The following is a 14,458-nucleotide window of genomic DNA, read 5'->3' as shown; positions in this document are numbered from 1 at the left end:
CGGGCCCGCCGCCGGTAGGTTAGAGTTACTAGTCGGCCCGGTCATTGATTGGGCATTGGGGTATGGTGTAATTGGCAACACGGCTGATTCTGGTTCAGTTGTTCTTGGTTCGAGTCCAGGTACCCCAGCACATTCGGCTCCCGCTCTGCGGGGGCCGTTTTCGTTTGCCCGCTCGTTTCTTTGGCGGTGCGCTGCTGCGCCGGTAGTCGCCCGTCGCACCGAGTGTCGCCGCTGCACCGGGTCGCCTCGGCGCGAACGGCGATTCTCGGCGCGGTTCTGTCAACGAGTGTGGCGAAATCCCGTTACCGAAGCGCGCGCAGATACCGGCGGCGGGCGACCAGCTGTGCGACTCGGAGCAACGGATAGAGAGCGCGCCACGGCTGCTCTTGGGCCGCTCTCGTCAAGGATCGCACCGTGAGATAGACGTCATCTCCAATGCGGTGCACGATGAAGGCTTCCTCGCCATCGACCGGATGCCCCGGCAGGGTGCGGTAGGAGAAGCCGACCATCACCGGGGTGTCGACCACTGACACGACTTCGACCGGTTCCACGATGGTGACGCCGAACACACGCGTGGTGACCGTGACCCTGTCACCGGTCGCTGCGGGTGCTGCGGTGTCCACCGTGAATCCGCTGGCGGTCTTCACGCGCCACAGCAGAACGCCCCGCGCTGCCCGCTCCCATGCTGCGCCACCGTTTCCGATGAATGCCGACGCTTCCGAGCGACGGAATCCATCGTCGTCTCTGGTGTGCCAGTCGGCGAGCTCAGGGCTCGTCATGTCGCAGCCGCTCGAACGGTGGCCCGGTTCGTGTGACGACGGTGAACACGTTCAACATTCCTCAATCATCGCAGGGGCAGGAGAGTGACGTGCACTGCCCGGATACCCGCGTATGGCAATGACCGAGGACGCGATTGTCGCCCGGAGCGCCGAGTGTCGCCGCTGCACCGGGTCAACTCGGCGCAAACGGCGATTCTCGGCGCAAATCCGGACATGCCTGTCTGGCATCGGCTGCGGGCGTTCAGTCTCGCGGGACGCCGGGCTCCTCACCGGTCGCGCTCCGGTCGAGGGCTCGAATGAGCGAAGCAGCGTCATACGGGCCGTGGTGGCGAGTATTGCCGATGAAGAACGTCGGGGTGGATTGCAGATCCATCAGCTCGGCATCCAGGATGTCATCTTCGACCCTGTTCTGAACCGTTGCCGATCGCATGTCTGACCTGAACTGGTCAAGGTCGAGGCCGAGCTGGTCGGCATACCCCACCAGGTCGTCGTATTCGAGGTGATCCTGGTGCGAGAACAATGTCGGAGCCAATTTGAAGAACGCACCCTGCATAGCGGCGGCTTCGCTGGCCAGCGCCGCTTCGACGGCGTGCGGGTGAATACGAGTCAGTGGCAAATGACGCCAGACAACCCGAATGCGGCCGCCGTAATGTGCGATCACTTCATCGATTGACCCGGTTGCGCGACTGCAGAACGGGCACTCGAAATCGCCGTACTCGACGAGGGTGATGACCGCCTCCGGATCGCCTTTGAAATGGTCGCGTTCAGGGTCGAACGGTCGTACCAGGGTCTTTCCGATGGCGGCAGGTGGACGGAACCTGTCCAGCACCGCGAAGATCACCCAGCCGAGCAGGAAAGCCAGCAGCGAGGCGGCAAGGACGCCGACGCGCGCCTCGTGCTGCTTCAGTGGATCGTCGATCGCCAGATCGACGATGAAGAGCGAGATCGTGAAGCCGATCCCCGACAGAGCCGCGCCGCCGGCGATCCGATCGAGGGTGAGGCCAGGTGCCAGCCGGCCGATTCCGAGCCTCCGCACCAGTGCGGTTGCGCCGGTGATACCGATGAACTTTCCGAGCACCAGGCCGGCGATGATTCCCCAGGTCAGTGGCGAGACAGCGGCAGCCGCGAGTGTTGCCCCGTTGAGTTTGACACCCGCGTTCGCCAGAGCGAAGAGTGGCAGCACGAAATACCAGATGTACGGTCCATAGGAGTTCTGGAGTCTCTCGTTGATCGAGATGGAGTCTCTCAGGCTGCGCGATGCTGCCGCCGCGTAGCCGGGGGTGGGCGACTGTCTGAAGGCACGTGTCAGCTCCATCGTGCGCTCCACTTCACGTCGCCTCGGCGGGTAGACCGGAATGAGCAGTGCGATTCCGACGCCGGCAAGGGTCGGATGGACTCCGGACGCGAACAGGGCGAGCCAGGTTGCCACAGCCAGGAACGCATACGCCGGTCCACGACCGGCCGGAAGGAAGCGCACCAGGGCGACGGCAATGAGGAGGAGTAGGGCGAGCAAGAAAGGCAGCAGCTGGAGTCCTGCGGTGTAGAAGACGGCGATGACCGCTAGAGCGCCGACATCGTCAACGACCGCCAGAGTCAGCAAGAACACGCGAAGCCGTGCGGGGAACTTTGGCCCGATGATGGCGAGTGCCCCGACCAGGAACGCGGTGTCGGTGGAGATCACCACGCCCCAGGCCTGCGCGTTTTCGCCGGACGGATTGAACACCAGGAAGACCCCGGCCGGCACGAGAAGGCCCGCGACAGCAGCGACGACGGGAACCAGTGCCCGCGACCGGTCAGTGAGGTCGCCGATCGTGAACTCTCTCTTGACCTCGAGGCCGACCTGGAAGAAGAAGAATGCCATGAGGCCGTCGTTGACCAGGTCGTGGAAGGTCAATTCAAGGTGCGCTTCGGCGACTCGGAGGTCGATGATCGAGTTCCAAAACTCACCGTAGGTGTCGCCGAACGGCGCATTCGACCAGGCGATCGCGATGACGGTGAAAGCGAGCAAGAGGCCGGCAGACACCCGTTCGGGGTTCGAGACGCCGCTCTTCATCCGATGTAGCCGCTGCCACGCCGTAGCGCCGCGGACATCACTGTCTTGGGTGGGCTCTGGTGCACCGTCCGTGGAGATGGGATGCTCCTTCCGAATGACGGGAGATGTGGCATCAGGGTACAGTGCCATGGGCGTGCCGGCAGGCGTCAGCGGAGGGTGATCCAGAACCAGGCGACCGCGAACACGGCCACGGAGCCGACCGCAATCCAGTTGATCTTGGTGCGCAGTCGTCGCCCGGCCGGAGCTACGCGGTTGCCTGTCGCGGCTGCTCCCGCGAGAACGGATGCCGCAGCCGGCAGCATCCTCTCGTCGCGGTATCGCTCGGTCTGGTCGACGGTCTTGGCGCCGACCACAGAAACGATGCGGAACATCCGCTTCCACATCGACGGATCAAGGGCATCAAACGGGTCCGCGGAGTACACGAACATCCAGTCGTCGATGATCTCCACGTCGAAAGCAGACGTCTCATCGATCAGCAGGGCCATCAGGTCTGGGGTGAACACGTAGAGAGCATCGCGTTCGTAGTGCTGTGGGCAATACAGGGTGAAGCAGCGATCGAAGTCGCCCTCGAGCGACAGCACCTGGTCGCCGTCGAATTTCGTGGGCAGATTTGTGCCTCCGAACAGACCGTTGTTGGACTTGGCGTCGAGCACCATGTGCGGCAGATTTCGGTCGAGTCGAAGGGCGAGATAGCCCCAGCTGTGAGTCTGTTTGCTCTTGCCGGAACCGGTGGTGTACGCGTACGAACCGACATCCGTCTCGCGACCAGACACGGTCTGGATTCGATCTGTGCACGTTCTGCCACTCCCGACCTGAAAGATCGAACCGGGGTACCCGGGCTCATTGGAAGTCGGGATCGAGCGCAGACCATTCACGCTTGCAAACTGAGCAAGCCGGTGCCAGCGACCCCACTGCCCGCCGGGACCTGTCGAGTACCAGCGAGTGATGACGGTGCCCGCCACTGCCACCGCAACGATGCTGAGGAAGACCACGAGCACGGTGGCCGGGGATCCGCCGGAGACGAGAATGAAATTGAAGAGACCGACGAGGCCGACAACGCCCGCAATCAGGAGCACAAAGATGAGCAGCACCGTCGACCCGGTGGAACTCGTCGCCCACGATTCTCCCGCGGCTTTGACGCGCTTCCTGAACGCGGTAACCTCGGCTCGATCAACCGGATCGGTCAGCGGTCGGTAGTCCAGGGTGGTGTCATTGATCACCCGACCCACCCTATAAGGGGGTCAGAGGTCGAGCGTGTCGTTCGGCTCCAGCGGGAAGAACTCGCCGCCATTCTGTTCCGTCGCCCATTGGATCCGCGTGTTCGACAGCTTCTTGCCCGCCATCGACAACACCATCTCGTGTGTAGGGAACGTTCGACGGGGCTTCACGGCGAGCACAAAGTCCATCACCTCGCCGATCTTCAGCCACGGCGCCCCTGCCGGCACCGCCAGGGTGTCAACCGCCAGGCCCTCTGGAACCCGCAAAGAGTCGCCGCCGTAGAACAGCTCGTCGTTGACGAGCACTCCGATATTGTCGACGATCGGCAGGGACGCGTGAATCTGGGCGTGCTTCCCGCCGAAGAATCGCAGTCTGAACGACCCGGCTGTCGCGGCATCGCCAGCCGCGACGACGGTCACGTCGTAACCGGATGCCGCCGCCGCAACTCCGGCAGGCGCGAAAATCGGCACACCGGGATTCATCTCGACGATCCGGTCGAGCTGTTCCGGTGTCCAGTGATCTGCGTGTTCATGCGTGATGACGACTCCCACCGCGCCCGCCGTGTCGGTCAGGGCGGTGGTGAACGAGCCAGGGTCGATGAAGAGCTTGTCGCCCGAGGATTCGAGGATGAGGGCCGCGTGCTCGAGCTTCGTCAGTTTCATGACTTGAGCCAACACCGAATCGATGCACCACGCAACACGCAGACCATGCTTCGCTCTGCCTATTCGTGAATACCGCCATACTCACCACTATGGCCACGACCTCACTCCGGATCGCTGTCGCGATCAATCCGGAGGCGTCATTCGGGAAGCGACGGGATGTCGGTCCCCGAGTGACTGAAGCGCTTCGTTCCGCCGGCCACGACGTCGTCTCGCTGACCGAAGCCAACATCGAGCTGCTTCGCAGGGAGACCCAGGCTGCGTTCGAGCGCGGCGTCGACCTGCTGGTTGTCGTCGGAGGCGACGGCATGGTCAGCCTGGGCACCAATGTGGTGGCTGGAACAGGAGTGCCGATGGCCGTCGTGGCCTGCGGCACAGGGAACGATCTCGCCCTGGGCCTCGGAATTCCAGCCGAGGACACGGAAACGTCCGTTGCGTTTCTGCTCGAGTCGCTTTCACGGCCGCCCCGCGCGATCGACGCAGCGCGAGTGCGGCAGGGGGGACAGCACACCTGGTACGCGGGGGCTTTGTCAGCGGGGTTCGACGCGATCGTGAACGAGCGGGCGAACCGCATGACCTTTCCACGCGGTCGAAGCCGCTACACGTGGGCGATCCTGCGCGAGCTCGCCACGCTGTCGCCGATCGACTACCGCATCACCGTTGACGGAGTCGAACGCCGAGTGCGCGCCCTCCTGGTGTCTGTGGCCAACAACGTGTCGATCGGCGGTGGCATGCGCATCGCACCGACCGCGCTCATCGACGATGGCTTCCTCGATCTCTTCATCGTGACGCCGATGTCCAGGCTCGCATTCCTCCGGGTCTTCCCCAAAGTATTCTCCGGAACGCATATACAACTGAAGCAGGTTGAACTCTCCCGCTGTCGGAGCGTGCGCATCGAGGCAGAAGGCATCGTCGCGTATGCGGATGGAGAGCGCATCGGCACTCTCCCGGTCGAAATCGACGTTGTCCCCGGAGCATTGCTCGTGCGGGTCTGACCTTGTGGGGTTTCACGCCGACGCCAGTTTGGCCGGGCACTCGTACGTGTGGCATACTTTTCAAGTTGCAAACGGCCCCATCGTTTAGCGGCCTAGGACATCGCCCTCTCACGGCGGTAACGCGGGTTCGAATCCCGCTGGGGTCACCACACAGTTGAATGCCCCCGGATTTCCGGGGGCATTCAGGGTTAAGTCGCCGTCTGCACGGCGTCGCGAGAGGCGACAAACGCACGCACGCACGCCTCGACGTCGTCTGCACTGTGCGCCGCCGAGAGCTGAACGCGGATGCGCGCCTTCCCCTTCGGCACCACCGGGTAGCTGAATGCGCTGACGTAGACGCCCTCCGTGAGCATCCGGTCGGCGACCCGTCCTGCCAGCACAGCGTCACCGAACATCACCGGAACAATGGGGTGCTCGCCCTCCAGGAGATCGAAGCCCTCTTCGGTCATCCGTCGGCGGAACAGGGCGGAATTCTCCTGCAGTCGCACTCTCAGTTCACCACTCGTGTGCACCAGGTCGAGTGCGGCCAGCGTGCCTGCCACGACCGCCGGCGCAACGGAGTTGGAGAAAAGGTATGGCCTGGCACGCTGCCTCAGTAACTCGACGATCTCGGCGTGGCCGCTGACGTAGCCACCGGATGCCCCGCCAAGGGCCTTTCCGAATGTTCCCGTGACAAAATCCACGCGAGATTCGACTCCGGCGCGCTCCGGGGTTCCGCGTCCGTGCTCGCCGATGAAGCCGACGGCGTGGGAATCGTCGACCATGACCAGCGCGTCATAACGCTCCGCCAGGTCGCAGATCTCCGCCAGCGGCGCGAAGTATCCGTCCATCGAAAACACGCCGTCGGTGACAATAAGCCGCTGCCTGGCTCCTGATGCGTCAATCAGCTTCGCTTCGAGGTCGGCCATGTCCCGGTTGCGGTAGCGAAAGCGCGCTGCTTTGCTGAGCCGGATGCCGTCGATGATCGACGCGTGGTTGAGCTCGTCGGAGATGACCGCGTCTTCTGCGCCGAGCAGTGACTCGAAAACGGCGCCGTTCGCATCGAAGCACGACGAGAACAGGATCGTGCCCTCGGTTCCAAGGAATTCCGACACCGCTCGCTCGATATCCAGGTGCAGTTCCTGGGTCCCGCAGATGAAACGCACACTGGCGAGTCCGAACCCCCATTCGTCCATTGCGCGCTGGGCGGCCGAGATGATTCCGGGGTGGTTCGCGAGGCCGAGGTAATTGTTCGCGCAGAAATTCAGGACCTCATTGCCCCCTGCCTTCACGTGCGACGACTGCGCCGATGCGAGTGCACGTTCGTCTTTGTAGAGGCCGTCTGCCCTGATTTCGTCGAGGCTCTTTTGCAACCGGGCCTTCATGGTGCCGTACATGGTTCTCCTTAGCTTTCTCGTGAATCAGAAATGGTGCTCCAGTCGAGAACGACCTTGCCGCCTGTTCCGGCACGAGCGGCGTCAAAGCCCTCTTGCCAGCGGTCGGCCGGGAAACGGTCGGTGATGACTGAGCCGATGGCGTCGCTGAGCCACGTGCTGGTGTGCAGCATGGCGCTCATCGCCACCCACGTCTCGTACATCTCACGCCCATAGATGCCCTTGATCGTGAGCATGTGCGTCACCACCTTCGCCCAGTCGACGTCGATCGAGGTTGTCGGCAGCCCGAGCATCGCGACCCTGCCACCGTGGTTCAGGTTGGTGATCATCTCGGGGAGGGCGCTCGGATGCCCGCTCATCTCAAACCCGACATCGAACCCCTCTCGCATTCCGAGGCTTCCCTGGGCGTCTGCGATCCGTGATTCTGTGACATTGATGGTGAGGTCTGCCCCCATGCTCCTGGCGAGGGCGAGCCGCGGCTCTGAGACATCCGTCACTACGACAAAACGTGCGCCGACGTGCCTGGCTACCGCCGCTGCCATGAGCCCGATCGGCCCAGCTCCCGTGATCAGCACGTCTTCGCCGACCAGCGGGAAGCTGAGTGCGGTGTGCACGGCGTTGCCGAATGGGTCGAAAATTGCCCCGAGGTCTGGGTCGATGGGTTCCTGGTGAACCCACACGTTCGACTCTGGAATGACGACGTACTCGGCGAATGCGCCATCGCGGTTGACGCCGAGCCCCTGCGTGCGGATACACATCTGCCGGCGCCCTGCGCGGCAGTTGCGGCAGTTTCCGCACACGATGTGTCCCTCGCCGGAGACCCGGGCGCCCACCTGCACGTCGCAGACCTGCGACCCGACCTCCACCACCTCACCGTAAAACTCGTGACCGGGAATGATCGGGGGAGCGATCGTGTCTGACGCCCAGGCGTCCCACGCCTCGATGTGCAGGTCGGTGCCGCAGATACCTGTGCGGAGAACTCGAATCTTCACGTCGCCGTCCCCGACGACGGGGTCGGGCCGTTCGGCCAGTTCGAGACCGGGGGCACCGGTTGGTTTGAACAATGCGAGCACGGGGTGGTTGCCTTTCGTTCGACGATGAACTGGTGGTTCTTCGGTGACGGATGCCGCGTGGCAGCGGCGGCCTGGGTGCGGCTGTGTGTGTGCGGCTGTGTGTGCGGCCGTCTGAGTGCGGCCGTCTGAGTGAGACGGTCGCGCGATCTCGATTGTAAAGCCTCCCCTGAGGGCGTTCCCTGATTGTGACGTGAGCGAGAGAACCGAAAGTTTGTCCTCGCGCGAACCCATAGACTTGACGGTGAAGGGGAGTATCCCTCTGGGCCGAATTGCGGTCCTATGCCGTGATCGTCAATACGGACCGCCAGAGCCGCTGGTCCCGGGCACGGTGGCTTCGGAAACGGCGCGGGAGAGACTTTCGGGTTCAGTGCTGCGCGCAGCATCCCGTCATTGAAAGGTCCCTGTGGAACTCGAACTACCGATCTGGTTTGAAATCGGCTCACTGGTCATTTTGACCGTCATCCTGGTCGCCGACCTGCTCATCGTCTTCAAGCGGCCACATGTGCCCTCCATCAGGGAGGCAACCCTCTGGGTGGTCTTCTATGTCAGCCTGGCACTGATCTTCGCCCTGCTCATGCTCCTGCTGGCCGACGGTGAGCATGCCGGGCAGTTCCTGGCCGGCTGGCTCACCGAATACAGCCTCAGCATCGACAACCTCTTCGTGTTCGTCATCATCATGTCGAGGTTCTCCGTGCCGAGGAAGTACCAGCAGGAAGTGCTGATGGTGGGCATCATCATCGCGCTGGTGCTGCGCGGGATCTTCATTCTTCTCGGCGCCCAGCTGATCGAGAACTTCAGCTGGATCTTCTACATCTTCGGAGCATTCCTGCTCGTCACCGCCGTTCGTCAGGCGATGCACGACGAGAACGAGGAGAATACCGAAAACGGCCTGATCCGCTACTTGCGCAGACACATGAGGATCTCCTCGGAGTTCGACGGATCGAAACTGCGCACTGTCATCGACGGCAACAAGGTCTTCACCCCAATGCTGATCGTCTTCATTGCCATCGGTTCGACCGACCTGATCTTCGCTCTCGACTCGATTCCGGCGATCTTCGGAATCACCACCAGCCCGTTCATCGTCTTCACGGCCAACGTGTTCGCCCTGATGGGCCTGCGTCAGCTGTACTTCCTGCTCGGCGGACTGCTGGAGCGCCTGGAGTACCTGAAGTACGGGATCGCATTCATCCTCGCCTTCATCGGCGTGAAACTCGTGCTCCATGCCCTGCACACCAATGAGGTGTTCTTCATCAACAACGGTGAGGGTTTCGACTGGGCTCCGGAGATCGACACGTGGACCTCGCTCGGGGTCATCGTCGCTTCCATGGCCGTTGCGACGATCGCCAGCCTGATCAAGGCCAGCCGCGATGCCCGGAAACGCGGGCACAGCCTCGCAGAGGAGATCGCGCAGCCGGCCGGCGAGAATTGATACGGTTATACACCAATACGCCCGAGCGGGGTGTGGCCCGCGAACCGGGCGATAAGTGCAACGACTATCACGCTGTGGGCGTGGTCTGACAGCAGAGTGCAGGTGGCGGTGAACGGCGAGAGCGAGATCGCGTTGCCTGCTTCGACTGCTCGATTCGTCTTCAGTGCCCGAAGCGACGTCGGATCGGTGCGCAAAGTCAACGAAGACAGCTTCCTTGCCCAGGCGCCGGTGTTCCTGGTGGCAGACGGGATGGGCGGTCACGCTCGCGGTGATGCCGCAAGCCAGACGGTCATCCGGGTCTTCGACGAACACATCGAGCAGGGTGTGCCATCCACGCCTGAACGAATCCTCGATGCGATCCACTCCTCCAACGATGCTGTTCGCGACCTCAGCTCAGCGGAGGATTACGGCACTGCCGTCTCCGGAACCACTCTCGCCGGCATCGCGTTCGTCGACGCCGGCGACGACATCGGCTTCCACTGGATGGCCTTCAATATCGGTGACTCTCGCGTGTACACCTGGGACGGCAGAACACTGGTGCAGCTCAGCGTCGATCATTCTGCAGTACAGGAGATGGTCGATGCCGGTCTGATCACCCTGCGGGACGCCGAACAGCACCCGGAGCGCAACGTGATCACTCGGGCGATCGGCGCGGACGAGTTCGTGGATTCAGACGTCTGGCTGCTGCCCGCGACTGGGCGCCATTCCTTCCTGATCTGCTCCGACGGACTGACCAAGGAAATCGACACGGCAGAGATCGCGCGGCTGCTCGCCGCTCACGATGGGGCAACCGATGAGGACGGCACCGGTATCGCGGACGTACTCGTCGATGCGGCGATTGCGCGGGGCGGGCGCGATAATGTCACGGTCGTGTTCGTCGAGTCCGCATTGGGCTCGTCACCGGAGGACTCCGGAAACACGCACGACCGTGCGGGAGGGGTGCACGAGCATCTCGAAGAAACGAAGCCGAGAAGCTGAGGTGGGACGAAATGCTCTCGTATCAACACGATGAGTCGGGGGAGTGGTTGGCGCTGGCAGTACCTGCGCGCCTGCTGCTGGTGAAGCGACCGGATGCGCCGGACTCAGCCAGCCGCCTGTGGAACGCCCTCTGCAGCGAAAACAGCGCTCAGGCCGTGCTCGACGAATTGACCTCAGGAGGCCTCTTCAGCGCGCCGCCGTTTGCGCTGCTGACCTGGGACGGCGAGCTCGCAGCAGACACTCCTGCGACGCTGCGCGCGATCGTGCGTGGCGACGTCTCCGTGCAGCTGGAGACGACGAATGGGCCGGAATCGGTCACCGGACGCACGATTTCCACCTGGGTGGAGCAGACCTTCGGCCACGTGACCGGGTTCGAAGCGAGCACAGGTTCGGTGGCGGCGAAGAGCTCTTCCCTGCCGCTCGGCGAGGGGGCAGTGCGTGCCGCGCAGGTCTCGTCAGCCACAGTTGAGACGGCAACGAGCAAGACAGCAACGGTCAAGAAAGCGCAGGTCAAGACTGGGAAGACGGATGCGACAGCGCCGCTTCCACAGGATGCTTCCGGCACCGGCACCGGCACCGGCACCGGCATGCCGGCGAAAACGGCTCCACCCACCGCTCCCGTTCGTGAGACTCCTGCTCCCGTCGGCGAAGAGACGATCGTGAACCTCGAACCCGATGAGCCAGGCGAAACGGATGAGCAGGGCGACTCAGTGGAGCCGGAATTCGGTTCGACGGTTGTGCGGGGAACGGATCGTCGCCCGAAGCCTGCTGCCGGGTCGAAGCAGAAAGATGCCGCGGTTGGCGGGCCCCGCATCGACCTCCCCGCCTTTATCACCGCGTCGGGTCCGGTGCCGGCGACGCCAGGCGTTCCGAGCGCCGCCGCCGCTCCACCCACTTCGCCGACGGCATCGAAGCCAGCTGCGCCGACACCGACACCGACTCCGCCGGCTCAAGAATTGCCGGCAGATTCCGGCAGCGGTGACCATGACGGGATGACGGTCATGAGCGGGGACATCCAGAAGCTGCGAAATTCCCGGAAGCATCGGCCAGGTAGCACCCCTGGACGGTCGTCGGAGGCAGAGGCTCTTGCTCCTCCTGCGGCCGCGCCGACGATGTACCTGCTTCTTCCGAGTGGTGCACGGGAGCCCCTGACACAGCCGATACTGGTGGGACGTTCACCGAGCGTCACCAAGGTCTCAGGTGGCCAGGTGCCGCGCCTGGTGAGCCTCGGTGGCGCAGACCAGGACATCTCCCGCAACCACGTGCAGTTCCAGGTCGAGGGTGACACCGTTGTCGTCACCGACCTGCACTCGCGGAACGGCACCCTGATCGTGCTTCCTGGCAAACCGCCGCAGAAGCTGAGGCAGGGCGAACCGACATCCGTCATTGTCGGAACCGTCGTCGACCTGGGCAGCGGAATCTCGCTGACGGTGCGCGAGGACTGATGCGCCGCACCACGTCAATGCCCCCTGAACTCCCGGGGTACACCTATGTCAGGACCCTCGGGTCCGGTGGGTTCTCTGACGTCTTCCTTTATGAACAGCGGCTCCCACGCCGGATGGTCGCTGTCAAGGTGCTGCTCACCGAGCAGTTGAACCAGTCCACCAGGTCGGCGTTCGTCGCTGAGGCGAACCTGATGGCCCAGCTGTCAACACACCCATACATCGTCACGATCTACCACGCAGATGTCGCCGGTGACGGTCGACCGTACTTCGTGATGGAGTACGCCTCCGGGGCGAGCCTCGCCGAACGCTACAAGCGTGAACCGTTCGGTGTCGAAGACGCGCTCCGCACCGGCATCCGTCTCGCCGGCGCTATCGCCACCGCGCACGGTGCCGGAATTCTTCACCGTGATATCAAACCCGCTAACGTTCTCACCAACGACTTCGGCTGGCCGGCGCTGACCGACTTCGGAATCTCGTCGACGCTGGAAGACGACCTGCCGGTGCACACCACCACCGGCGTGCCGAAGGGCAGGGGCGGGCCGGATGTCACCGGCACGAGCGAAAGCCAGTCGGTCGGCATGAGCGTTCCGTGGTCGCCGGCAGAGATGTTCGAAGACGATCCGGCCCCTGACGTTCGCAGTGACGTCTTCTCCCTTGCCGCCACCATCCACACGCTGCTGGCCGGCCAGACGCCGTTCGAGATCCGGGGGCGCTCCAACGGAACCCTCGACCTGATCGGACGCATCGAACGGGGTGCGATCACCCCCATCGGTCGTGACGATGTGCCGAGGTCGCTCACCCTGGTGCTGCAGAAGGGAATGGCCACCCGCCGTTCTGATCGCTACGACAACGCGCTCGACTTCGCCAGGGCCCTCCAGCGGGTCGAACTCGAACTCGGTTACTCCGCGACCGGTATCGAGGTACCGAGCCTGCACCTGTCTCGACAGGAGAAGCCGGACGCACCGGCTGGTGACGACGAGACCAGGGTTCGGAGCGTGCAGACCATCGCAGCGCAGGCGCCCGCTCCCGTGCGCCCGGTTGAACAGGCTCCGGATGCCGCCAGCCGGCCGAAAGAGGACGACAAGACACAACTGCGGGCGCCCTCCGTCATCGACGCGCAGTCGCCAGCGCGGGCAAGCGACCAGCGTTCAGGCCAGGATGCCGCCATCGAAGACGGAACGGTGTTGCGCGGCGCGCGCGGCCAGACGGTGAAGCGACCCCGCGCGCCGAACGCAGCGGACGGCGCCCCCAATGCAGAGCCGACGTCTCCGGCGCGGCGCGGACTCGTCATCAGCGTGGTGGTGGCAGCGGTTGTCGTCGTGGGCATCGTGGTGACGGCCGTGAGTCTTTCCGGCGTTGGAGGCGGGGAGCTTGGGCCGACGCGCTCGCCCGTCGCCGCCGACCCCGGCGGCGACGCGAACGCCGGTACCGGTGTCCCAGCGCCGACGCAGGAGAACGTTGCGACATCCGTCGACGGCACCGCCGTCACTTTCACCCTCGGCAACCCGGATCCCGCTGAGGGCGACATCTACCGGTGGGCGCGCACCGACGCCCCGAATCAGCCCAAGCTGAGCAAGACCGGCGAGATTGTGGTCGAGCCGATCGCCCCCGGATCGAAGATCTGCATCGACGCGTACCTGCAACGGTCAGACGGCAAGCTTTCGGAAGCCGAGAGGATGTGCAACCAGTGAAGACGCTGAAAGTCGAGTTCTGTGGGGAGTGGTACACGGTCGAGCCCGGCTCCGATTTTGGTGTCGGCAGGGAATCAGACCTCACGATCGATGACAACCCATACCTGCACCGCACCTTTCTGCGGTTGTACGGGGATTTCGGGATGTGGTGGCTGGCCAACGTGGGCAACCTGCTCTCGGCGACCGTCTCCGACTCCACCGGAACCGTGCAGGCCTGGCTCGCCCCCGGCGCAAAGCTGCCGATCGTCTTCCAGACGATGCACGTCATGTTCAGCGCCGGTTCGACGACCTACGACTTCACCATCCACGCTGGAGACGATTACTTCAACACGTCGGTCTCCGCGTCGAACAACAGCGGTACAACCACCATGCTTCCTGTGACGCTCACCACCAGCCAGCGCTCACTGATCGTCGCGCTGGCCGAGAATGTGCTGACCCAGGCTGTACCCGGTCGCGGTGTCATTCCCACGTCGGCTGAAGCAGCGGCCAGGCTGGGCTGGAGCATGACCACCTTCAACCGCAAACTCGACAATGTCTGCGACAAGCTCGACAAAATCGGCGTCGCCGGCCTCAGGGGCGGGAAAGGCAAACTGGCGACAAATCGCCGCGCGCGACTTGTTGAGTATGCGATTGCGACGCACCTGGTGAGCATCGACGATCTGGCGCTGATCGACGTTGCCGCCCAAAAGGCGGCTGAGAAGGAAGCAGAGAAGTCAGCGGAGTAGTCAGCGGAGTAGCCAGCAGAAATGGAAGCGGCCTCCGCAA

General features: G+C 63.6%; 12 protein-coding genes and 2 tRNA genes. 8 read left to right on the top strand and 6 right to left on the bottom strand.

What is annotated here, in order from left to right; genetic code table 11:
* The first annotated feature begins 56 nt into the window (after positions 1-56).
* Positions 57-128: transfer RNA gene (locus tag K323_RS0117310), tRNA-Gln, on the top strand.
* 174 nt (positions 129-302) lie between these two features.
* Here the strand turns inward: K323_RS0117310 and K323_RS26905 are convergent.
* The 4 genes from K323_RS26905 to K323_RS0117290 form a co-directional block, all read right to left on the bottom strand.
* Complete coding sequence (locus K323_RS26905; protein ID WP_022886526.1) at positions 303-779, bottom strand: DUF1990 family protein; 477 nt, start codon at positions 777-779, stop codon at positions 303-305.
* Between the two features lie 241 nt (positions 780-1,020).
* Complete coding sequence (gene nhaA / locus K323_RS26900) at positions 1,021-2,832, bottom strand: Na+/H+ antiporter NhaA (protein ID WP_022886525.1); 1,812 nt, start codon at positions 2,830-2,832, stop codon at positions 1,021-1,023.
* 146 nt (positions 2,833-2,978) lie between these two features.
* On the bottom strand, positions 2,979-4,052 hold the full coding sequence (locus tag K323_RS0117295; RefSeq protein WP_022886524.1) for a hypothetical protein: 1,074 nt from the start codon (positions 4,050-4,052) through the stop codon (positions 2,979-2,981).
* 21 nt (positions 4,053-4,073) lie between these two features.
* Positions 4,074-4,712: an MBL fold metallo-hydrolase gene (locus K323_RS0117290; RefSeq protein ID WP_022886523.1), complete on the bottom strand. Its 639-nt coding sequence runs from the start codon at positions 4,710-4,712 to the stop codon at positions 4,074-4,076.
* Between the two features lie 89 nt (positions 4,713-4,801).
* Here K323_RS0117290 and K323_RS0117285 point away from each other — a divergent pair, with 89 nt between their 5' ends.
* Positions 4,802-5,704, top strand: a complete 903-nt coding sequence (locus K323_RS0117285; protein WP_022886522.1) for a diacylglycerol/lipid kinase family protein — start codon at positions 4,802-4,804, stop codon at positions 5,702-5,704.
* 73 nt (positions 5,705-5,777) lie between these two features.
* Positions 5,778-5,853 (top strand) — tRNA-Glu (locus K323_RS0117280).
* A gap of 39 nt (positions 5,854-5,892) precedes the next feature.
* Here the strand turns inward: K323_RS0117280 and K323_RS0117275 are convergent.
* A complete protein-coding gene (locus K323_RS0117275; RefSeq protein ID WP_022886521.1) occupies positions 5,893-7,080 on the bottom strand; it encodes a glycine C-acetyltransferase in 1,188 nt (395 codons plus the stop codon).
* Between the two features lie 8 nt (positions 7,081-7,088).
* A complete protein-coding gene (gene tdh, locus K323_RS0117270; protein WP_022886520.1) occupies positions 7,089-8,150 on the bottom strand; it encodes an L-threonine 3-dehydrogenase in 1,062 nt (353 codons plus the stop codon).
* Positions 8,151-8,553: 403 nt separating this feature from the next.
* Between tdh and K323_RS0117265 the strand changes: the two genes are divergently transcribed.
* The 5 genes from K323_RS0117265 (at position 8,554) to K323_RS0117245 (ending at position 14,418) form a co-directional block, all read left to right on the top strand.
* Positions 8,554-9,579: a TerC family protein gene (locus K323_RS0117265; RefSeq protein WP_022886519.1), complete on the top strand. Its 1,026-nt coding sequence runs from the start codon at positions 8,554-8,556 to the stop codon at positions 9,577-9,579.
* 108 nt (positions 9,580-9,687) lie between these two features.
* A complete protein-coding gene (locus K323_RS0117260) occupies positions 9,688-10,557 on the top strand; it encodes a PP2C family protein-serine/threonine phosphatase (RefSeq protein ID WP_157509485.1) in 870 nt (289 codons plus the stop codon).
* Positions 10,558-10,568: 11 nt separating this feature from the next.
* Entirely contained in the window at positions 10,569-12,002 is a 1,434-nt protein-coding gene (locus K323_RS0117255) for an FHA domain-containing protein (protein ID WP_022886517.1), read from the top strand.
* Entirely contained in the window at positions 12,002-13,693 is a 1,692-nt protein-coding gene (locus K323_RS0117250; RefSeq protein WP_022886516.1) for a serine/threonine-protein kinase, read from the top strand. Before K323_RS0117255 ends, K323_RS0117250 begins: the two co-directional genes overlap by 1 nt.
* Positions 13,690-14,418, top strand: coding sequence for an FHA domain-containing protein (locus K323_RS0117245; protein ID WP_022886515.1), 729 nt, complete (start codon positions 13,690-13,692; stop codon positions 14,416-14,418). The genes K323_RS0117250 and K323_RS0117245 overlap by 4 nt, the downstream gene beginning before the upstream one ends.
* Positions 14,419-14,458: the final 40 nt, after the last annotated feature.

This window comes from Glaciibacter superstes DSM 21135 (assembly GCF_000421145.1).
Classification (GTDB): domain Bacteria; phylum Actinomycetota; class Actinomycetes; order Actinomycetales; family Microbacteriaceae; genus Cryobacterium; species Cryobacterium superstes.
This window is presented reverse-complemented; position numbering and strand designations above follow the sequence as displayed.